Annotated in this window: 14 protein-coding genes and 3 pseudogenes; 3 read left to right on the top strand and 14 right to left on the bottom strand. The window is 59.5% G+C overall.

All coding sequences use genetic code 11. The annotated features are described in order from the left end of the window. The first annotated feature begins 131 nt into the window (after positions 1 to 131). Complete coding sequence (locus RBH10_RS07545; protein WP_281037582.1) at positions 132 to 2,483, top strand: helix-turn-helix transcriptional regulator; 2,352 nt, start codon at positions 132 to 134, stop codon at positions 2,481 to 2,483. 46 nt (positions 2,484 to 2,529) lie between these two features. Here the strand turns inward: RBH10_RS07545 and RBH10_RS07540 are convergent, their stop codons facing one another. From RBH10_RS07540 to RBH10_RS07495, 10 genes and pseudogenes are all read right to left on the bottom strand, one after another. Further along, positions 2,530 to 3,843 carry an HlyD family type I secretion periplasmic adaptor subunit gene (locus RBH10_RS07540; RefSeq protein ID WP_281037583.1) on the bottom strand — a complete coding sequence of 438 codons (1,314 nt, stop codon included), beginning with the start codon at positions 3,841 to 3,843 and terminating at the stop codon, positions 2,530 to 2,532. Further along, a pseudogene (locus RBH10_RS07535) lies at positions 3,830 to 5,667 on the bottom strand (type I secretion system permease/ATPase). Before RBH10_RS07535 ends, RBH10_RS07540 begins: the two are co-directional and overlap by 14 nt. 14 nt (positions 5,668 to 5,681) lie before the next feature. Continuing rightward, the gene (locus tag RBH10_RS07530; RefSeq protein ID WP_281037585.1) at positions 5,682 to 6,437 is read right to left on the bottom strand and encodes a hypothetical protein; all 756 of its coding nucleotides are present in this window, start codon (positions 6,435 to 6,437) and stop codon (positions 5,682 to 5,684) included. Between the two features lie 105 nt (positions 6,438 to 6,542). Then, positions 6,543 to 9,377: a TonB-dependent receptor gene (locus tag RBH10_RS07525; RefSeq protein ID WP_281037586.1), complete on the bottom strand. Its 2,835-nt coding sequence runs from the start codon at positions 9,375 to 9,377 to the stop codon at positions 6,543 to 6,545. Between the two features lie 148 nt (positions 9,378 to 9,525). Then, entirely contained in the window at positions 9,526 to 10,521 is a 996-nt protein-coding gene (locus RBH10_RS07520) for a FecR family protein (protein WP_281037587.1), read from the bottom strand. A 111-nt stretch (positions 10,522 to 10,632) separates the two neighbouring features. After that, positions 10,633 to 11,133 carry an RNA polymerase sigma factor gene (locus RBH10_RS07515; RefSeq protein ID WP_281037588.1) on the bottom strand — a complete coding sequence of 167 codons (501 nt, stop codon included), beginning with the start codon at positions 11,131 to 11,133 and terminating at the stop codon, positions 10,633 to 10,635. 192 nt (positions 11,134 to 11,325) lie between these two features. Continuing rightward, a complete protein-coding gene (locus RBH10_RS07510; protein WP_045018650.1) occupies positions 11,326 to 12,078 on the bottom strand; it encodes an ABC transporter ATP-binding protein in 753 nt (250 codons plus the stop codon). Beyond that, positions 12,072 to 13,139: an iron ABC transporter permease gene (locus tag RBH10_RS07505; protein ID WP_281037589.1), complete on the bottom strand. Its 1,068-nt coding sequence runs from the start codon at positions 13,137 to 13,139 to the stop codon at positions 12,072 to 12,074. Before RBH10_RS07505 ends, RBH10_RS07510 begins: the two co-directional genes overlap by 7 nt. Then, positions 13,136 to 14,275: an ABC transporter substrate-binding protein gene (locus tag RBH10_RS07500; protein ID WP_281037590.1), complete on the bottom strand. Its 1,140-nt coding sequence runs from the start codon at positions 14,273 to 14,275 to the stop codon at positions 13,136 to 13,138. Before RBH10_RS07500 ends, RBH10_RS07505 begins: the two co-directional genes overlap by 4 nt. 95 nt (positions 14,276 to 14,370) lie before the next feature. Then, positions 14,371 to 15,504, bottom strand: coding sequence for an ABC transporter substrate-binding protein (locus RBH10_RS07495; RefSeq protein WP_281037591.1), 1,134 nt, complete (start codon positions 15,502 to 15,504; stop codon positions 14,371 to 14,373). A 113-nt stretch (positions 15,505 to 15,617) separates the two neighbouring features. Here RBH10_RS07495 and RBH10_RS07490 point away from each other — a divergent pair. Next, positions 15,618 to 16,443, top strand: a pseudogene (locus tag RBH10_RS07490) (class I SAM-dependent methyltransferase). A gap of 198 nt (positions 16,444 to 16,641) precedes the next feature. On the opposite strand, the gene RBH10_RS07485 reads toward RBH10_RS07490, so the two are convergent. The 4 genes and pseudogenes from RBH10_RS07485 to RBH10_RS07470 all read right to left on the bottom strand — a co-directional run bounded on the left by RBH10_RS07485 (position 16,642) and on the right by RBH10_RS07470 (position 19,915). Next, complete coding sequence (locus RBH10_RS07485) at positions 16,642 to 17,124, bottom strand: pseudoazurin (RefSeq protein ID WP_372339773.1); 483 nt, start codon at positions 17,122 to 17,124, stop codon at positions 16,642 to 16,644. Further along, entirely contained in the window at positions 17,121 to 17,921 is an 801-nt protein-coding gene (locus RBH10_RS07480; protein ID WP_281037594.1) for an ABC transporter ATP-binding protein, read from the bottom strand. Before RBH10_RS07480 ends, RBH10_RS07485 begins: the two co-directional genes overlap by 4 nt. Further along, positions 17,918 to 18,946, bottom strand: coding sequence for an iron ABC transporter permease (locus RBH10_RS07475; RefSeq protein ID WP_281037595.1), 1,029 nt, complete (start codon positions 18,944 to 18,946; stop codon positions 17,918 to 17,920). Before RBH10_RS07475 ends, RBH10_RS07480 begins: the two co-directional genes overlap by 4 nt. Further along, positions 18,943 to 19,915: pseudogene (locus RBH10_RS07470) on the bottom strand (ABC transporter substrate-binding protein). Before RBH10_RS07470 ends, RBH10_RS07475 begins: the two are co-directional and overlap by 4 nt. Here RBH10_RS07470 and RBH10_RS07465 point away from each other — a divergent pair. Further along, positions 19,850 to 20,005, top strand: coding sequence for a hypothetical protein (locus RBH10_RS07465; protein WP_306180581.1), 156 nt, complete (start codon positions 19,850 to 19,852; stop codon positions 20,003 to 20,005). The pseudogene RBH10_RS07470 and the gene RBH10_RS07465 overlap by 66 nt on opposite strands. Positions 20,006 to 20,138: the final 133 nt, after the last annotated feature.

The following is a 20,138-nucleotide window of genomic DNA, read 5'->3' as shown; positions in this document are numbered from 1 at the left end:
GAACGTTCCTTGTGCATCAGTTACCTGAGCACAAGTTTTCACCACATGTCCTTTTGAACAATCGTCGAAAGGTATAGTTTTTTGATGAATGAGTATAGGTTTTTGGATTCAAATCCCCTATCCCATTCGCCATGACGCTTCTGCCACGCACCCGTCTCTGCCGCCGCATCGCCAGCGAAACCGCAGGCGTGATCTTTCTGCGCGCGCCGGCAGGAGCCGGCAAAAGTGTTCTGCTGGATATGCTTGCAAAGGAGTTGGGGGCCGAGGTGTGCCGCGCGCAGCAGCCACGAGGCGATGATGCGGCAAACGGCTGGCTGCTATGGGATGTGCCGGTCTTCGCACGCGCGGTCCGCATGCCCGCCCCTATTCTGGAAACAGTGCGGTTCGTGGTCATCGCCTGCCGTCCGGATCAACGTATCAGCGGGCTGGCGCGGCAGATCCTGCATCGCGGCTCGCTGACGATCGGAGCGGATGAACTGGTCTTCGGCCAAGATGAGGCATCGTGCCTCCCAACGGAACAGAAGCGCCTGGCGCTTGATGACTATGCGGGGTGGCCAGCCTTTCTGTCTCTCGCCCGCCTGGCCGACGAAAAACTATGCATCGACTATCTGCGGGAAAATTATCTGCCGCATCTGTCGCCCGCCCAGACGGTTGCGCTTTCGCTCTGGCTCGAAAATCCATCGGCAGAACCCGGCGCGGACTGGGCCGAACTCCTGCCGCCCTTCCTCACCGCAAACCCTGAAAAACACGGCACGCTGATACGGCTTCTGACCGTGGCGGCGAAAGAACGTCTCGCCACATTGCAGGCTGGCAGCGCCGTGGTGGAGGTCGCCTCGGCTTTCGAAAGAGAAGGGCGGGCGCTTGTGGCAATGGCCATGTTGCTCGACCGCGGTTATGAGACCCACGCCGCTCAAATCCTTGAACGCGCCCATGGGCGCGAACTGATCTACCGAAGCAGCGTCGACAGATTTCGCGATATCATCATGCGGTTTTCGCAGGACATGATCACGGCCAATGAAACCGTGCTCTTCGCCGTCACCCGTGCGCTTCTGAAACAGGGCGAATTGCAGCGCGTGCGCCATCTGCTCGGCAAAAGCCTCGGATCGGATTATCTCGATCCACTCAAGGTGCTTTCCCGCGGTTCACGCTTTTCCTTTGCCGCCCGCACTTTCCGGCTGAACCTGATGATCGCCGAGGACCTGACCCCCAATGACGCGGTGATAACGCGTCTCGCGGAATTCATGGCCGATTATCCCATGGACGATCACGGCAAATGGGCGGCCTATTACAATGCGTTGCTCGAATTCGAAATCCGCCGCCGCAATTTTCGCGAGGCCGAGGCCGCCGCCGCCCGCGCCCTCATCTATTTGCGCAAGATGGGCGGACAACCGTTGCTTGAATTCTTCATTCATCTGCACCAGATCGTGCTGCGGCTGATGAGCGGCGACGTGCTGTTGGCCCGCCGGGCGGCGCAGGATGCCCGCACAAGGCTCGAACAGGTGTCGCATGACGCCGCGCAGGAATTCCGGATGCTGCGTCTGGCCGAAGCCTGCCTCACCTATGAGGCCGGAAAACCGCGCGATCTCCTGCATTTCGTCGAGCACGACTTCGACCATTTCGCCGCCGCCGAGATATGGCCGAGCCTGATGCAGTTTGCCCTGCATTATGCCTCGCAGGTGCTGATCGATCATTTCCCAATGACCGTTCGTCCGGGCTTCCTCGACGGCCTGTGGATCCATCTTTCGGAAGGGCTGCAATTCCATGCGATGATGGAGATCAGGACGGCCCTCGCCTATCAGAACGCCAACCGCTGGGTGGACGCCGCTGCAACGCTTTCGGCAATCCGCATGCCGATGGGCCGCAACTGGGTGGAAAGTGCGCATGAGGACCTGTCTCGGCTGATGCGCCGGGACGAAATCGCCTATGTGATGGCCTGGCTGCGCGACGCGGTGCATCTTTTCACGCCGCGCGCCTATCTCTCCCGGCAGATGGACGCGATGATCGCCAATCCCAAGGTCACCAACCGCGAAAAGGTCGCGCTCAGAATATGGCAGAGCTATGCCGCGCACCAGCGCCGCGACAATGCCGCCGCCCGCGCCCATATCCTCACCGCTCTGGAATCGGCAACGCGCCTTGGCTGCAGCGGCGTCCTGTCGGAAGAACGCATTTTCCTGTCACCGCTTCTGAACAATCGCCGTATCCGCAGTTTCATCGAAACCTCTTCCGATGTCCGAACGGCGCTGTCTATTTTCGCTACCTCGGTGAATTCACCGCAGGCGCGCGCCCTGCATGGCGGGCTTTCACAGCGGGAGGCGCAGATGCTGCAACTGCTGGCCAGCGGCATGTCGAACAAGAAGATCGCGCAGACGCTCAACATCTCGGAAGTGACGGTGAAATTCCATCTCGGAAACCTGTTCCGCAAGCTGGATTGCAAACGCCGCGCGGAAGCGATCCGCGCGGCAAAGGCGCTTGGCTGGCTCTGATCTCACGCGGAACCACCGATCGGAAGAGCAAGTCCCTTCCGAAACCCTATTCCTCCCGGAAGGCGCGGTTGATCTGGTCCGTCAGCGGTTTAACGATATAGGACAGCGCAGTGCGCTCGCTGGTCTGGATGAATGCCTCGGCAGGCATGCCCGGCACCAACGGCGCATTGTTCAGCTTTTCCCGCTGGGCAACCGACATGGAAATCCGCGCCAGATAATAGGAAAGACCCGTTCTCTGGTCAGTGGTGATATCCGCCGCGATGCGACTGACATGGCCTTCCAGTTCCGGCGTGACACGCTGGTTGAAGGCGGTCATGCGCAGCATGGCTTTTTGCCCCACCTGCAACTGGTCGATATCCTTCGGAACGATCTGCACCTCCAGCGCCAGTTCTTCCCCTTCCGGCACGATGAGCATGATCGGATCCGCCGGCGTCACCACGCCGCCCACGGTATGCACCGCCATTTCATGCACCATGCCGGATTGCGGCGCGATGATATCGATACGCTTCAACTCGTCTTCGGCAGCAACCTTCCGCTCGACATATTCACCCGTCTGCGCCTGTATCTCGCGCAGTTCCCGCCCGACCTCGGTGCGCAATTCCTGATCGATCTGCAGGATCTGCAATTTCGTTTCGGTGATCCGGCCCGCGGTCTGCGCCTGATAGGCGATTTTTTCACCGCGCTCGCCGCCAAATGTTGCGGCTTGCGTCTGCAGGCCGTTCAGTCGCTGCACGGATACGATACCCTGTTCCCGCAGCGATTTCTGCGAGGTGATTTCGGCCTGCAAAACCGCAAGGCCATTGTCATAGGCGATTTCCTGCGCCTTCAACCCTTCGATTTCATGCTCGAACTGGGTGATGCGTTCGGCCAGCTGCGCTTTGCGCCCCTCGCGGTAAGATTTGCGGAATTCGAACAGCTTGGTCTCGCTGCGCATGGCGGAGGCAACATCGGGATGGTCCTTACGTGCCACCAGAGCCGGCGGAAAAACCAGCTCCGGCATATCGTCCCGCTCAGCCTCCAGCCTTGCCATGCGTGCGCTCAGCTCATCCAGCCGCTTGGTTACGATGGCGAGATTGGCGCGGGTCTGGGTGGCATCGAGACGCATAACGACGTCGCCGGCCTTTACCCTGCCACCCTCGCTCACCAGAATTTCACCGACGACGCCACCTTTGGGGTGCTGCACCTTCTTGGTATAGGAATCCACCACCAGATGACCCGACGCGACGACCGCGCCGGCAAGATTGGTCGTCGCAGCCCATCCGCCGACACCGGCCAGCAACGCTACGCTTGCGGCAAGACCGGCAAGAAGATGTTTGCGGATGGAACGGGACACCTGGGTGCGCTGGTCAATTTTTGACATCCGTCTCTCCTTCCTCTTCGCCATCCTGTTCCAGTACCACCGCCTGGGGTTGGGTATTGGCGATGACGCGCAGCGGCGAAACCGTGTGGGCGGATGCGGTGAATCCCTTGGCTGCCTGTGCATGCGGGGTACGCAGCACTTTCGACAACACATCGTCGCGCGGGCCGAAGGCCTTCATCCGCCCCTCCTCCATCATCAAGATGAAATCAACCGCACCGATCGCACTTGGCCGATGGGCGACGACGACGGCAATGCCCCCGCGCCCTTGACCGAGGCGATCGCCCTGACCACGGCGGCTTCGCCTTCCGCGTCGAGATTGGCGTTCGGCTCGTCCAGCACCACGATGAAGGGATCGCCATAAAGCGCACGGGCAAGGCCGATACGCTGGCGTTGTCCCGCCGAAAGCGCGGAACCCGCCTCACCGATATCGCTATCATAACCCTTTTCGAAACGCAGGATCAGCTCGTGCGCACCGGCGGCCTTTGCCGCGGCGATGATCACCTCGGGATCAGGATTATCCTCGAAACGGGAAATATTTTCGCCGATCGTACCGTCGAACAACTCCACGCCCTGCGGCAAATAACCGATGTGGCGGCCGAGCGCCTCACGATCCCATTGATCGAAGCTGGCACCATCGAGCCGCACCTTGCCGGCAGCGGGCATCCAGGCTCCGGTGAGAATGCGTGAAAGGGTGGATTTGCCCGAGCCGGACGGGCCGATGACACCGAGTGCGTTCCCGGCGGTCATGACGAAACCCAGCCCCGCGACCGTCGGTTTTCTCTCGCCCGGCGGAACGATGGTGACGTTTTCGACCCGCAGTTCCTTTTCAGGCTTCGGCAGGGCCATTGCAGTTGCCGTGGCCGGCATCTGCGAGAAAAGCTCCCTTAGCCGGGCCCAGCTCTGGCGGGCGGCTACGAAGGACTTCCAGTTGGAGATGGCGAGATCGACGGGCGCCAAGGCCCGGCCCATCATGATCGAGCTGGCGATCATAACGCCGCCCGAGGCCTCCTGCTGAATGACCAGCCACGCGCCGACTGCGAGAATGGCCGATTGCAGCACGATCCGCAGAGATTTCGCAATATTGCCAAGGCCGCCGGCCACATCGCCCGCCTTGCGGTTGGCAGTAAGATACGCCTCATTGGAGACTTGCCAGCGTTTGCCGAGCCTGCCGCCAAGCCCCATCGCCTGCACGACTTCGGCGTTGCGGCGCGAGGCCTCCAGCTGCCGGTTGCGGGCCATGTTTTCAACCATCGTGTCGCGGATCGGCTTCTGCGAGAACATATTGGTCAGGACGGTGAGGGATATCAGCAGAACGGCACCGGCAAGAGCCGTCACGCCGATCCAGAAATGAAACAGAAAACATATGCCGAGATAGAGCGGCATCCACGGCAGATCGAAAAAGGCAGTCGGCCCCGTGCCAGACAGAAAACCGCGCACATTGTCGAGATCACGCAGCGGCTGCAGGCCATCGCCCGGCATGCGGTTGACCAGCGGAAGACGTACCACCGCATCATGCACCCGGCCGGAATAGCGCATGTCGAAGTCTTCACCGATACGGATCAGAACCCGGGCGCGGATGATATCAAGCAGGCACTGGAAACCGTAAAGACCAAGCGCAAGAAGGGCGAGCCCAACCAGCGTCGGCAGGCTGCCGCTGGCCAGCACCCGGTCATAGACCTGCAGCATGAAGAGCGGCGAGGTCAGCGCCAGTATGTTGACGACACCACTGACGAGTGCCACGCCGAGAAACGTGCTTTTAAGGGGCGAAACAACCGCCGCAGTGAGGGACTGCGGCGGTGTCTGCTGGTGGTTTTGAAAGCCCACAGCCTGATTTTCCTTTAAGCGGCAAGCGCCGATGCGCTGGCGAAAATGAAGTCCGATGCGTCGAGTACGCTGGAATCTACACCAACGAGGGTGATGGTGTCGCCACCAAAGAGGTTTTCAATGACCGCATCTCCGTTTGCATTGTTGCTGATAAGGACATCATCAATGCTTCCGGCACCCCAGGCGGAGACGTCCAGTTTGTCTGCTCCGTCCTGATAACCGTAGGTTCCGGTCGGGCCAGCCTGCACCACGTCATTGCCGCCGGAGAATACGAACGTATCCGCGCCGGCAAATCCGGTCAGGGTGTTGGAGGCACTCGTGTCCTCGATGACCGTGCCGGTGGCAGCAAAGTAGTCATAGAAGCCAGAGAGCGAGCCGAAGCGGGCAAGCTGGTAAACGGCGAGGTCAAGCAGATCGCGCGCGCCTGCGAGCGAGTAGGAGCCGTCGGGATCGATCAGCAGTTCCTGCTGGCTTACGGCGATGCCGCTGGTGGACTGGCTGTAGCCGGTACCCAGAACGATGCTGTCGACCGAACCCGTCAGATTGCCCTGGGAGTACTGCAGAGCGCCGCTCATGACGATGCCCTTGCCGCCGTTGCTGCCATCGCCCCATGCCTCATATGTCGTGTTCGGGTCGATGGTCGTCGTGGCGAGAGAGCTCGTCTGAGCGTCGTAGAACGCACCATAGGTCGAACCGAAACCGCTTGACCAACCGTTGAGGTAGCCGATCAGGTCGGAGGAAGACTGCGTCAGTTGAATTGTGGTAGCCATAGGTGTACTCCTTTGCTGGCCAATGGGGATGCCTTTGTCATGTGACGAAGGCGTTTCATCTCCGGGAGGGGCTGCAACCCCAGCCCGGAGAATTTCTTCCGCGTGTCAGAACTTGACGTTCATCGTCGCGATAAAGGTACGGCCCGGCGCGGTGTAGGCGCTAGTGGCCGGAATATATTTGCGATCCGTCAGATTGTTGACAGCGAAACGAAGCGTCGCCTTATCGTTGAAGGCATAGGAACCATAGAGATCCACCGTCGTGTAGGGATCGGTCACCTCGCGCAGATTGCCCTCCGTATCGAGCGTGCGCGATTGCGTCGGCGTGACGTGGTTGAGCCGCGCACCCAGAGAGAGTTTTTCATCGAAGAAACGCATGCCGCCATCGAGTGTGAGCTTCACCTTCGGTGCGACGTCGCCTGGCCATGCGACGATTTCGCCGCTTGTCGTAGTTGTGTCGTTGGAAAAGACCTGCGTTTTATCCGGCCAGTCGGTCTTCAGCAGCGTCGCCGAGCCACCGAGCCAGAAGCTCCGGGCATCGTAATTGCCCTCGAATTCAAGCCCGCGCATAGAAGTCGTGCCATCGAGATTGACGAAGCTGGTATAAGTGCGGTTCGCGACCTGATCCGTGACGAGATAACCAAGAGCGATATAATCCTTCACTTCACGACGAAAGGCGGCCATTTTGATGCGGATGGAATCGTGGTCCAGCAGCACGCCATCGAAACTCATATTCGCGCCGATTTCATACGTCGTCGCTTTTTCCGCCCGCAGGGACTGGTTCGGCGCATATTCGTAGCCGACGGAATCTCCAGGGCGTGCGCCGGCAAAAAAGGCCTCAAGAATTGTCGGCGGTCGCAGGCTCTGGGAATAGCTCACATAGGGCCGGAACCAGTCAACGGGTTTTAGTTCTATCGTAGCGGATGGTAACCAGGCACTGTAGGTGCGGTCTATTTCCACGTCGTAAGAGGGATACTCCGTTGAAGAAGTCGTTCCAAAATAGGTTGTTCCGGCATCCCGCCATTGGCCGTTGATGATTTCACCCTTAGTAGCGGGCCAGACGTTGTTCAGTGTATTGCAGGAACTTGTCCTCTGTACCGCAGTGAAAGTGCGACCACCAAATACGCCCGTAGTGCAAATCGCGTAGACGCGATCATAGGTTGCTTGCGAGTATTGTGAAACATAAGTGAGATAATTGTCCGTCGCGCCTACAATACGGTTTGAACCCGTCTCAACCGTGAGCTGATTGTAGTAAGTCGCCGACCCCTTAAGACGCGACCAGTCGTACCGCACGCCGCCACTTATCACCATCCAGTCCGCAGGCTCAAGTTCACCGTTTAAAAACAGGCTCGCCACATCACGCCGCCCGGGCGGGCTGAAAGCGGTGTAGCTGCTGGCAAAGGCGGGATTGTTCGCAATGGCAGAACTCGTGGCAACCGATGAGGAAATGTCCCTGAAAGCTTCCGCGCCGTAGTTCAGGCTGAGCGCACCGGCCTTCGTATCGAAGCGACTGGTGTTTTCCACACTGCCGCCGAAACTGCGCAGGCCCATATCAAGGTTCGTTTCAACAGCATATCCTTTGCGCGCCGACCGCAACTCGTGCGTCATATTGTCGTTCAGCCACAGCGAAGACTTGAAATCTACGAGTTCGCTTTCAGGATCCCAGTCCAGCTTGGCGACAACGCTGTCGTTGCGCACGCTCTCCCGGTCTATCTGTTCGGCGGCACCCTGAACGAAATCATTCTGCTGATGCATCCATGACAACGAAGTCTGCACATCCCCGAAGTCACCTTCCCCCTTGAAAAAACTCGACCAGCCGTCCCGGCCGAGCAGATCCTTCATCGTCAATGCGGTGCTTCGGGCCTCGCCTCTGGTGCCGATCTTGTATTCATCCATGATCGTACGGCTGTAACCGGCAACGAACGAAAGAGGGCCATCCGGCTCTCGGACAGCAGTGAGAGCCGAGCCCTGAAAATCGTAACCATTGGTGCCGCGGGAGACATTCACCTCAGCCCCCTTGTTCGCACCCTCGGGGATCAGATCGGCAGCGCTGACAGTGCGGAACTCGACCTTGCCGCCCAGCGAACCGGCATTGCCGGAGGTGGCGTTGGTCATTTTTTCGACCTCGACGGCACGAATGAAGGCGACATCCACATAGGCCTGGCCGTTATTGGCAGAATAAATCGAGGCACCGCCGGTGCTGAAACCACGCTGCGCATTCTGACGCGCGCCGTCGATGGAGACGACGACGCGGCCGCTTTCCTGCAAGCCACGCACATTGGGCGAAACGGTCGGGAAGCTGCCGTTGCCTTCACCGGCATAAACGCCGGAGACGCGGTTAAAGACATCGCGCGTGTTGCGCACGCCAGCGGACTGGATCGCCTCACGGCTGACGACGCTGACGCTGGCGGGCGTTTCGTAAACCCAGTCGGGCGTTCCCTGATAACCGGAGCCGGTGGCGGCATTACGCCCGGTTTTGCCGGTCACGGTAATGGTTTCGAGAACCGTGGTGCCTTCCGCCCCGGAAAGATCGACGGTAGCCTGCCCGGTGCCGATGATGACGGTTCTGCCATTTCCGGCGATACGGAAATTGACGCCCGTTCCGGCCAGAAGCCGGGATAGCGCCTCCCGCACCGTGAAACTGCCGGTAACGGCATTGGTGCGCACATTTCCGGCGGACGGCGTAGCAAGCGTGACCTGCAAACCGGATTGCCGTCCGAAGGCACCAACGACAGAGGACAGTGATTGGGCGGGAATATTAAAAGGCCGCGTCGCGCCCTGCTCGCCACCCGGGCGCTGACTATTTGCGGCATTCGGTCCGCTCTGCGCAAAACCCGGTGTCGAGATTAAAACAACGACCGCCGTCGTCGCCAGCAGCACGCCCATACGTGTCTGCTTTGCCGCTTTTTTCCCGGAACCGGTCATACGTATCTGGAGGCGCATACTGCTTTTGTCTTCCTGTCTTCGCTCCGGCTATATCTTGACCGGATTACTCAACAAAAAGACGATTGCCTCGGCGTTTTTTTTCAGGGTTTCGGAAGAATTTTTATAAACCTCTGAAAACAAACATTATTTATTGCTTCATAACACTTCAGAAGCGGGTGATGATGCGGGCGGTATCGGCAATTGCATGCACCTTGCCCTTATAGGGTTCCACCAATGCTTCCAGTGCGCGGTCCGGGTCGCGTAGATTGTAGAAGCCCGTCACCCGCTGCTCGGCAAGCGTCTTGTCTGCCATTGTCAGCCATGCGGGATGATAGCGCTGGATTTGCTCCACGACCGAGCCGATCGTCGCGTCCACCACGTAAAGCTCGCCATTGCGCCAGCCGCCGATATCTTCGACGGGAACATTCTCTTTCCGGATCGCGCCGGAGGCGTCGACAACCAGCATCTCGCCCGGAACAAGCCGCGTTGGCGCCGCATTGCGGAAGGAGGCTTCCACGGAACCATGTGCAAGCGCGACCTGCGTTGCACCATCCGTCAGGTCTACGTCGAAAGCCGTGCCCAGCACCTGAACGGTCACGTTTTTCGCCTCCACAATGAAGGGGCGGGCGTTGTCCGGCACGACATCAAAAAAGGCTTCGCCCTTCAGCACCTTCACATTGCGGCGGCCATTCGCAAAATCGGTGGAAAGCGCGCTCGCCGCGGCAAGCTGCACCCTGCTGCCATCTTCAAGGGTTATGCTGCGGCTTTCGGCGGTGCTGGTCTGATAATCGGCCTCGATGCGGACGAAAAGCGCGGGAACGAACAGCACCGCAAGACAGAGAGACGCTGCCGCCACCGCCATGCCGGCATAATGCCGTGCGGACCAGCGCCGTCGCGACACCTGCTTTCCGGCCTTGCCAGGCAGGTGCGGCGCGTCTTCCCAGAGGTTCTTGAAAGCGGGTTCGACAAGACCGAGATTGCGCCATGTCCTGCATGTCCGTTCCCAGGCCAGACGATTTGCCGGGGAAGCGGCCAGCCATCGATCGAATTCCGCCTTCAACTGCGGTTCCGCCGAGCCCTTTTGCAGGCGGATCAGCCAGTCGGCCGCCTCTTCCGCCTTCCCGGTCGGCAATGCTATTTTTTTATCGGGATCAATGGTCATTGAGCCGGCCAGTTCCTTTGACTAGGCGGAAGAGCCGCCTCGTCTTCCGTGTTGCTATAAAGACGTTTGAGAGAGAGTTTTTTTTCACAAGATGGGACAATGAAGGCTATTTTACTGCATTTCTTTGGTAATCGCAGCAATGCTGCCCTTGATTAGGCGGTGAGCGGTGGCCACGGATACGCCGAGGTGACGAGCGATCTCCTCCATATTGTAACCGCCAAATCTGTGCATTTCCAATGCCACGCGTGACTGAACCGGCAAAGTGGCCAAAATAGTCTGCATCTGCCGGACTTCATCGCAGAACAGCGCATGCTCCTCCGGCGTGCCGTGATCCTGCGGCAAGCCCCAGAACGGGGTGTCATCCGGCCGCTCCCGCAGGTCCTGCCGGTTGCGCCGGCGATTGTCGAGGGCGAGATTGCGAACGATGCGGAAAAGATAGGATTTGAGGTTGGAGGGGTTGCTAGGCCCTTCGGGAACGAATTTCAGGAACGCTTCCTGAACCACGTCCTCCGCATCCGCCCGCGATCCCAGGATAAGCGTGGCGTATTTGATCAGGTCGACCCTATGCGTGACGTAAGCGTTATAACGCTTGTCATCTTCCCGTATGCCCATGTCTCAACCGAGAGAAATTTGAGGGATCAACGAAACTGCGCGCCTAAACGGCAGCACAGTTCTGCTGCTCAAACCTCTAGCACCCAAACCGCAGATCGAACAGATATTTCATGACTATTATTATCAAGATTTTGTGCGAGCGAGGATCGCGCAACAAGACCCGGCGGCGGTTGCGGCCGGGTCTTGATCGCGTCAGATAGCTCCGTCAACGATGACCATCGGCCTGCCCTGTGAACAGGGTTCGATTCGCGCATCGATGCGATAGATGTCACGCAGCATGGCCGAGGTTATCACCGTCTCGGTGCTACCGCTCACCACCATTTCGCCGCGGGCGATCACCATCGTATTCTCGCAATAACGAAGCGCATGATTGAGATCGTGCAGAGCGATCAGCACGATCATGCCGGTCTTCTGGGCAAGATCGGTGACGAAGCCCAGAACCTCGACCTGCCGGTGAAGATCAAGCGCCGATGTCGGCTCGTCCATCAACAGCACTTCCGGCTTGCGCGCCAGCGCCTGCGCCAGCGAAACCAGCTGCCGCTGTCCGCCCGACAATTCGCCAAGCCCGCGGAACGCAAGATCGTGGATTTTCAGCGCCTTGAGAATGGCATCGATCTCGAACAGCTCATCATCGTGAACACGCCAGCCGCCACCCTGCTTGGCGGAAAGCAGCACGGATTCATAAACCGTCAGCACGGCGTTAGCGCCGGTATCCTGCGGCATGTAGCAGATGGCGCGGTTGCCGCGCGCCGTATCCGACAGCTCCACAAGCCCCGGACCGGAGATCAGGCTGGCAATACGCTTGAAAAGCGTGGACTTGCCGGCGGCGTTGGGGCCGATGACCGCCGTGACACTGCCGCTTTCCAGCGTATCGATGCCAACCTTGGAAAGAACGGTGGTGCGCCCGTAGGCAGCACCGACATCCTTGAGTGCGAGCGCTACCATGCGCGCCTCCTGTTGCCGAAAATAAGCGCGAAAAAGAACGGTACGCCGACAAGCGCCGTGATGACCCCGATGGGCAAAATGGCGCCGGGGATGAGGATCTTGCTGATGACCGAGGTTGCCGACAAAAGCAGCGCGCCGCAGATCACCGAGCCGGGCAGGAAGAAGCGCTGGTCCTCACCCACCACCATGCGGGCGATATGCGGGCCGACAAGCCCGACGAAACCGATGGTGCCAACGAAGGAAACCGGAATAGCGGCCAGAAGGCTGACCGTCAGCATGGTCTGCAACCGCAGGCGCCGCACATTGATACCCATGCTGGCCGCCTTGTCGTCGCCGAGCCGAAGCGCCGTCAGCGCCCAAGCGTTGCGCATGAACATCGGCACGGTGACGAGAAGAATGCCGCCGGTAACATAGACCTTTTCCCACGTCGCCTTCGTCAGGCTGCCCATGGTCCAGAAGACGACGGCGGCGAGCGCCTGTTCGGAGGCCAGATATTCGAGCAGCGACAAAGCCGCATTGAAGGTGAACACCAGCGCGATACCGAGCAGGACGATGGTCTCAACGGTGACGCCGCGCATCGTCGAGGCGAAATGTATGAACAGGGCGGCAATCATCGCCATGATGAAGGCATTGATCGGCACCATATATTGCACGGCACCCGGAAAGATCGCCACGCCACCGACAAGGGCCAGCGCCGCACCGAAACTGGCGGCGGCCGAAATTCCGAGCGTAAACGGACTGGCGAGAGGGTTGGACAGGATGGTCTGCATCTGCGCGCCGGCAACCGAAAGCGACGCACCGACAGTCACCGCCATCAGTGCGATTGGCATGCGGATATCCCAGATCACCACCCGAAGCTGGTTTGCGGCCGCAGCCGGATCGGCGATCGTCGCCAGAACTTCTGAGATTGTATAACGCGCAGGACCAAGTGCCATGTCGGCGGCCATGCTGAAACACAGGGCAATAAAAAGCCCGAACAGAATGACGATCCTGCGGGCGGCAAGGGCGCGATACTGATCGCGCCCACTCACGCCAACGGCGCTTTCATTCAACGAACTCATTCATTCGAACCTTTTTCGAGGGATGCGAAGTAGCCCGGTTTGTAGGTGACGGGCAGGAATTTCCGGTGAAATTCCTCAAAATTCTTTTCCGGATCGAGATCGGCGAAGAGTTCGGGATGGAACCACTTGGCGAATTGCTGGATCGGGAAAAACTCATAGGGCGCGCCATAGAATTGATGCCAGACGGCATGGACATTGCCCTGCCTGACGGCTCTCAGTTCAGGAAAGGGCGTGCGCTTCATCAGATTGGCCAGCCGCTTGCGGGAGAGAGCCATGTCGGCTCCGCGTCCTACGGGAACGAACTGGTTGATGTCGGATTCCGCCGCCCAGTTGGAGCCGGTAACGATGACATGGTCAGGGTCGGCAACCACCAGCTGCTCCGGATTGAGATCGCCGAAGGTGGTCTTGATGATGCCGTCGGCGATATTGTGACCGCCGGCGAGGTCCACCATAGCGCCGAAATTGACCGGGCCGAAGGTGCGGCAGCAATTGTCCTCGCCGGAAATGCCGGGCGCGCGCTCGATGAAAACGCCCGGACGCTTCAAATTCTTGACGCCTGCGAGCCGCTCGGTCACGCGGGCAATTTCAGCGCGGCGATAGGCGATAAATTCCCTGGCGCGCTCTTCGGCGCCGAACATTCTCCCGAGGATTTCAATCGAGGCTTCGCTGTTCTTCTCGGGATCGAGACGGAAATCGAGATAGACGATCTTGATACCGGCGGCAGCGGCCTTCTCTTCGAAACCGCTTTCCTTGGCGGATTTTTCCGCTTCCAGATTGAGGGTGATTACGTCAGGCGAAAGGGTGATCGCCGTTTCCAGGCTGAAATCGCCCTGCGGCACATAACCGAAGCGCGGCAGTTTTTCGATCTGCGGAAAACGCTCGACATAGGCGGCGTAGCTGTCAGGGTCCTTCTTGAGAAGATCGTCACGCCAGCCGACGATGTTGTCGAAGGTTTGCTCGCCTTTGAGGGCCGCGATGACGTGGATCTGGCGCGCCTCGCCGACGATGACACGCTTGGCCGGCAGGTCCAGCTCGACCTTGCGTCCGGCAACGTCGGTGATCTCTGCGGCATGGGCCGGCATGGCCAGAACAGACAAAGCCAGCACCGCAAGATGCCTGAGGGCGTTGAGCCGCATGAGAAATCCTCTTGGTTCCAAAAGCAAACGATGAAGCCGCATCGCTGCGGCTTCATCCATCGATCGGACGGCGCCCCCTCTTCACCGTCCCTGTCTTATTTCGCGTCCTTCAGCGAAACGAAGTAACCGGACTTGTAGTCAAGCGGCAGGAAGCGGGCATGCAATTCCTTGAAGGTCGCCTCGGGATCGAGATCCTTGAAGAGATCCGGATGCAGCCACTTGGCAATTTCCTGAATGGCCACGAACTGATAGGGATTGTTGTAGAACTGGTGCCAGATGGCGTGAACATTGCCATTCTTCACCGCCTGCACGCCCGTAAAGGCCGGACGCTTGGTCAGGTTTTCAAGCTTGCGATGGGCTTCCTTCACATCCGCGCCATAACCGACGCCCACCCAGTTGCCGCCCGGAACATAACCGTTCCAGTTGCCGCCGGTGATGATGATCTGCTCCGGATTGGAAGCGATGATCTGCTCGGGATTAACATTGCCGAACGTGCCGGGAATGATGTCTTTCGCCATGTTGATGCCGCCGGCAAGTTCCACCATCTTGCCGAAATTCTCGTTGCCGAAGGACATGCAGCAATCGTCGGAATAACCGCCGGCGCGTTCCATGAAGACCACCGGCCTCTTCGGCTTGGCCTTGGCGAGCGTATCGGTAACGCGGGCGATGGAATCCGCGCGGAACTTGATGAAGTCCTCGGCGATCTTCTCCCTGCCCGTCAGCTGGCCCATCAGGCGCATGCTCGGCTCGGTGTTTTCCATCGGCTTTTCGCGGAAGTCGACATAAACCAAGGGAATGCCGACCTTTTCGAGCTTCTCGACATAGCCGGCTTCCTGCGTCGCGGTCTTGGCGTCGATGTTCATCAGAATGACGTCGGGCTTCAGCGAAATGGCCTGTTCGATGTCGAAGGTGCCGTCCTTCATGCCGCCGAATGTCGGCAGCTTGGCGATGTCAGGGTATTTTGCGAGATAGGCGTCATAGGTTTCCGGATCGGCCTTGGCCAGATCGTCGCGCCAGCCCACAACGTGCTGGAAAGGGTTTTCCTTGTCGAGCGCAGCCAGGAAATAAATCTGGCGTCCCTCGCCCAGAATGATATGCGAAACGGGAACGTTGACCTCGACATCGCGGCCCGTCACATCCTTGACGGTTACCTTTTCGGCCAGTGCCGGCCAGGCGGCGGATACGAGAAGGCCAAGGGCAAGTGCCGCAGATTTGGCTGAGATGCGCATCGGATATTGCTCTCCAGTGTTGACTGGCGCGGCTGTATTATTTTCTGACTGTACTAGTCAAGATTTATGTTTTAGAGCCATTCTTAACTAACCGGTACATGAGCTGAAACCCGATGATCGACACAATCCAGTATGGCAAAAACGACAGCCTGAGAGACGAAATCAAAGCCTATTGGTCCGGCCGCGCCGCGCACTTTCGACCTTTCCCCCGGACACGAGATTTTTTCGGAAGAAGAGCGCAAGGCCTGGCACGCGCTGGTTTTAAAGCATCTGGGCCAGGGTGAAGGCCGCAAGGCGCTCGATCTCGCCAGCGGCACCGGTGTCATCTCCCATCTGATGGACGATCTCGGTTTTCAGGTCACCGGCATGGACTGGTCGGAAACCATGTTGGAGCTTGCAAGGGCGAAGGCGAAAAGCCGCGGGCGCAACATCCGCTTTTTCGTCGGCGACGCCGAAAACACGATGGAGCCGGACGAAAGTGCCGATGTCATCATCACCCGCCATCTGGTCTGGACGCTGGTGGACCCGAAGGCGAGCTTTGCCGAATGGTTCCGCGTGCTGAAACCGGGCGGACGCCTGCTGATCGTCGACGGAGATTTCGTCAACACCGGCTGGCGCGAAAAGCTCGTCAAGAAACTGGCGACGGCTCTGGAAAACATCGGCCTCGTGAAACCGGACCAGCCGCACAAGCCGGCAGACCCGGCCAACACGTTCAACAGCATTCTTTCGAGGGTCTATTTTTCGAAAGGTGCAAGAGCGGGTGATGTCGCGACGCTACTGCGCGAAACGGGCTTCGAACCCGTGGCGATCGATCAGGAGCTTCAGGCCATTCATCGCGCCCAGTCGAAAAACTTCACGCTGCTGAAGGGCATCCTGCGCGGTCTGCAGCACCGATATGCGGTTTGTGCGGTGAAGCCGGATATTTCTGGCAGGGGTTGAGGGCGGCCAAAAACCTCATGTTGCCGGACCATCCCTAACACTCGGCGTCATCCTCGGGCTTGACCCGAGGATCCAATCAACTATCGAAAAATCGAACGGCTGCAGATGCTCGGGACAAGCCCGAGCATGACGGAGGTAAGGTTTTCGGACGCTGTCAGCACCCGGTGCAGGCTGCCTCTCGTGTCTTTCGACGAGACCTCATTTTTCGGCTTGATTGAAGAGTTCCTCAAGCCGGGGCTTCGCGCGACCGGGCACATCCACCGTCTTGTAGCTCTGCGACAAAGCCACCTCGCCCACCTTGATCAGCATCACCATGCCCATGCCGTAATGCGGTGAGCATTTGATGCCATAAAAGCCCGGCTTTTCGAAACCGGTCTCGAATTCATCGTTGATCCGGCTTTTGAACCCTTCAACACCTTCGGGAATCATGCCGTCAATAGTCGCGGCATTGTGGCTCTTGTGGGTCGGCACGAAGCGCACGCGGTCACCGGGGGCGATCTCCAGAAAATCGGGTTCGAACACCATCGGGCCTTTTTCACCCCGGTTCAGCATCCTCACCTCAAAGGTTTCGGCCGCGGCGTGCATGGGAAAACCCGTGACCAAAGCCAGGGCAATTCCCGCAAGAGCGTAAAGCGGTCGTGCGCCAAAGCGGAGATTTCCAAGCATTTTCAATTCCATCATCGTGCCATTACTTTCTTTGCCTGATCGGCCCTCCCGTGGGCCGGCAGAAAACGAATATGGGAAAAGCCGCCCTCGTCCGTGGTGACGACGGATTGCACCCCGAACACCGCGGCAATCGTCGCCGAGGTCAGAACTTCGTGAGGTGGGCCGACTGCGATCATTTCACCCCGATGCATGATGGCAACGCGGTCGCAGAACATGGCGGCGTGATTGAGATCGTGCAGCGCCGCCACAACGGTCAGCCCCTGCCTGCGCACCAGATCGAGCAGGCCGATCTGGTGGCCGATATCGAGATGGTTGGTCGGTTCGTCCAGAAGCAGGATGTGCGGCTCCTGCGCCAATGCGCGGGCAATATGCAGGCGCTGGCGTTCGCCGCCGGAAAGGTGATGCCAGTTTCGCTCCGCCTTGTCCGCCATGTCGACATTCTGGAGCGCGGCATCAACGATGGCATCGTCTTTTGGCGACCAGGCGGACAGCGGGCCGAGATAGGGCGTGCGTCCCAGTTCCACTGCCTGTCGTGCCGTAATGCGCTCGGTGGTTTCCGCCTGCTGCTCCACGAAGGCGAGCCTGCGGGCGAGTTCGCGCCGCCCCAATGCGGCAAGTGGTTCCTCACCAAGCGTGACATGGCCCCGGCGGGGTTTGCGAATACCGGCCAGCATGGAAAGCAGCGTGCTTTTGCCCGAACCGTTCGGCCCGATAATGCCGAGAAACTCACCGGAACCGACCTCCAGCGAAACGCCGCGCACGATGTCGATATTGCCGGCATGAAAATGCAGATCGTGGGCGGATAATCTCATGACCGGCCCCTCTTCTGCCCGAGGATGAAGGCGAAGGCGGGCGCACCAACCAGCGCGGTGATCACGCCGATCGGCAGCACCTGCCCCGGAATGACGATGCGCGATAAGATATCCGCGACGATCATGAAAACCGCACCCGTCAGTGCCGTCACCGGCAGCAACATGCCGTGGCGAACACCAACGAAGATGCGCGCCGCATGCGGGATGACAAGACCGACGAAGCCGATGGAACCGACCAGCGACACCATCACCGCCGTCATGATCGCCGAAACCGAGATCAGCACCGCATAGACCCAGCGCACGGGTATACCGAGCGATGCCGCGGCCTGCCCGCCGAAGGCAAAAGCATCCAGCGCGCGGGCATACCAGAGGCACACCGCAAGCCCCGCAATGCTGACCGGCAAAGCCAGCCAGACATCCGGCCAGCGCACGCCCGAAAGATTGCCCAGAAGCCAGAACATGATGCCGCGCGCCTGTTCGGCATTGGCGGATTTGGTGACGATGAAGGAGGTCATGGCGTTGAACAGCTGCGAACCGGCGACCCCCGCCAGAATGATGGCGCTGTTGCCGTGCCCTGCCCGCACAGCCAGAAGGCTGACCAGCGAAAACGCGACGAAAGCCCCGATCAGAGCACCCGCCGGCATCGTCAGGAAACCCGCACCGAAACCGAGAAGCGCCACGGCCACAGCTCCAGTTGAGGCGCCTGCGGAAATGCCGAGAATATAGGGATCGGCGAGCGGATTGCGCAAAAGCGATTGCAGCACCGCACCGGCCAGCGCCAGCGAAGCGCCGCAACAGGCGGCAACGACGGCGCGGCTGAGGCGGTAACTCCAGACGATGCCCTCATCGAGCGGATCCAGCGGATAACCCGCGTGAAACACACGATTGGCAATGGTTTTCGCCACCACATCGAACGGAATGGCGGTTTCGCCGATGGCCGCACCGGCCATCAGCGCGACAAGCAGCAGGGCGAGCGCGGCCAAAGCCAGCCCCGCCCTGCCAAGATTGACGGAAAAACCGTTCACTTGGCGAGGCCGGCGGCGGAAACTGCCTCGGCCAGCGTTTCAATTCCTTCGATCGTGCGGATGGTCGGGTTCATCGCCTGCGCGTCCATTTCAAAGACATGGCCGTCCTTGACGGCGGGCATGATGCTGGCAACCGGATCGGTGGCGAGGAACTTGCGCTTGACGGCAATGTCATCGGCGGGGAAACGACGGCGGTCCATCTTGCCGGCGACAATCACCGATGGATTGGCCTTGGCTATGGTTTCCCAACCAACGGTCGGCCATTCCTCATCGCTTTCAATGACGTTCTTCAGCCCGAGCGCGGACATGATGTAACCCGGTGCGCCATTGCGGCCCGCCACGTAAGGGTCGATATCGAGTTCAGCGCTGGAGAACCAGAAGACGGCGGAGAGCTTGCCATTTGCCGAGGCGATCTTGGCGCGGGCGGCTTCCTCGCGTTTCTTCAGGTCGGCCACAACTTCCTCGCCGCGATCCTGCACGTTGAAGATCTGCGCGAGTTCGCGGATTTCCTGGTAGATCAGCTCCATGGTGAAAACGGATTTGCGCACGCCATCGCCACCGCCGGAATTGTCCTTGCCCATGCAATCGGCCGGCGAGGTGTAGACGGGAATACCCAGTTCAGCGAATTGCTCAGCGGTTCCGACAACACCCTCTGGGCCGATCTGCCACTGGAACTGCGTCGTCACGAGGTCCGGCCTCTTGCCAACCACCGCCTCGAAGCTCGGATCGTTATCGGCCAGCCGCTCCACTTTGGCGTTGGCCTCCTCATAACCCTTCAGAACCGGGCCGATCCACAACGCCGTGCCCACGACCTTGTCGGCAACACCGAGCAGATAGAGAACCTCGGTCGTGCTCTGTCCGACCGATACTAGTGCGGGCGGGCGCCTGCTTGAAGGTGATTTCGTGGCCGCAGCTGTTGATCGTCAGCGGATAGACGGTTTCTGCCGCCTGAGCAGCACCGACGGGCAAGGCCGCGAATGCGACGGCCAGAAGACCGGCGGAAACCGGCAGGTGTTTGAAATGAAACATATGTTCTCCAGTCTAAATAAAGTGGCGTGATCCGCAGGCGCGCGCGTCAAAACGCGTAGCGACAGAGCGGCAGCATGTGTGGAGATGGAGAACGGGACACGGAATACGTTTCCGCAGACGGAAAGGTCATAATCAGCTCCTCTTCCGGGCATCCCCGCCCGTA

Origin of the sequence: Rhizobium sp. AN73, from assembly GCF_030757975.1 — a bacterium.
Taxonomy (GTDB): domain Bacteria; phylum Pseudomonadota; class Alphaproteobacteria; order Rhizobiales; family Rhizobiaceae; genus Agrobacterium; species Agrobacterium arsenijevicii.
This window is presented reverse-complemented; position numbering and strand designations above follow the sequence as displayed.

What these genes read in the sequence shown, in the direction of transcription:
- RBH10_RS07495 (WP_281037591.1), bottom strand. Translation starts at nt 15,504, where the DNA reads ATGCGCATCTCAGCCAAATCTGCGGCACTTGCCCTTGGCCTTCTCGTA.
- RBH10_RS07545 (WP_281037582.1), top strand. Translation starts at nt 132, where the DNA reads ATGACGCTTCTGCCACGCACCCGTCTCTGCCGCCGCATCGCCAGCGAA.
- RBH10_RS07510 (WP_045018650.1), bottom strand. Translation starts at nt 12,078, where the DNA reads ATGGTAGCGCTCGCACTCAAGGATGTCGGTGCTGCCTACGGGCGCACC.
- RBH10_RS07540 (WP_281037583.1), bottom strand. Translation starts at nt 3,843, where the DNA reads ATGTCAAAAATTGACCAGCGCACCCAGGTGTCCCGTTCCATCCGCAAA.
- RBH10_RS07505 (WP_281037589.1), bottom strand. Translation starts at nt 13,139, where the DNA reads ATGAGTTCGTTGAATGAAAGCGCCGTTGGCGTGAGTGGGCGCGATCAG.
- RBH10_RS07500 (WP_281037590.1), bottom strand. Translation starts at nt 14,275, where the DNA reads ATGCGGCTCAACGCCCTCAGGCATCTTGCGGTGCTGGCTTTGTCTGTT.
- RBH10_RS07525 (WP_281037586.1), bottom strand. Translation starts at nt 9,377, where the DNA reads ATGCGCCTCCAGATACGTATGACCGGTTCCGGGAAAAAAGCGGCAAAG.
- RBH10_RS07515 (WP_281037588.1), bottom strand. Translation starts at nt 11,133, where the DNA reads ATGGGCATACGGGAAGATGACAAGCGTTATAACGCTTACGTCACGCAT.
- RBH10_RS07485 (WP_372339773.1), bottom strand. Translation starts at nt 17,124, where the DNA reads ATGATGGAATTGAAAATGCTTGGAAATCTCCGCTTTGGCGCACGACCG.
- RBH10_RS07530 (WP_281037585.1), bottom strand. Translation starts at nt 6,437, where the DNA reads ATGGCTACCACAATTCAACTGACGCAGTCTTCCTCCGACCTGATCGGC.
- RBH10_RS07520 (WP_281037587.1), bottom strand. Translation starts at nt 10,521, where the DNA reads ATGACCATTGATCCCGATAAAAAAATAGCATTGCCGACCGGGAAGGCG.
- RBH10_RS07480 (WP_281037594.1), bottom strand. Translation starts at nt 17,921, where the DNA reads ATGAGATTATCCGCCCACGATCTGCATTTTCATGCCGGCAATATCGAC.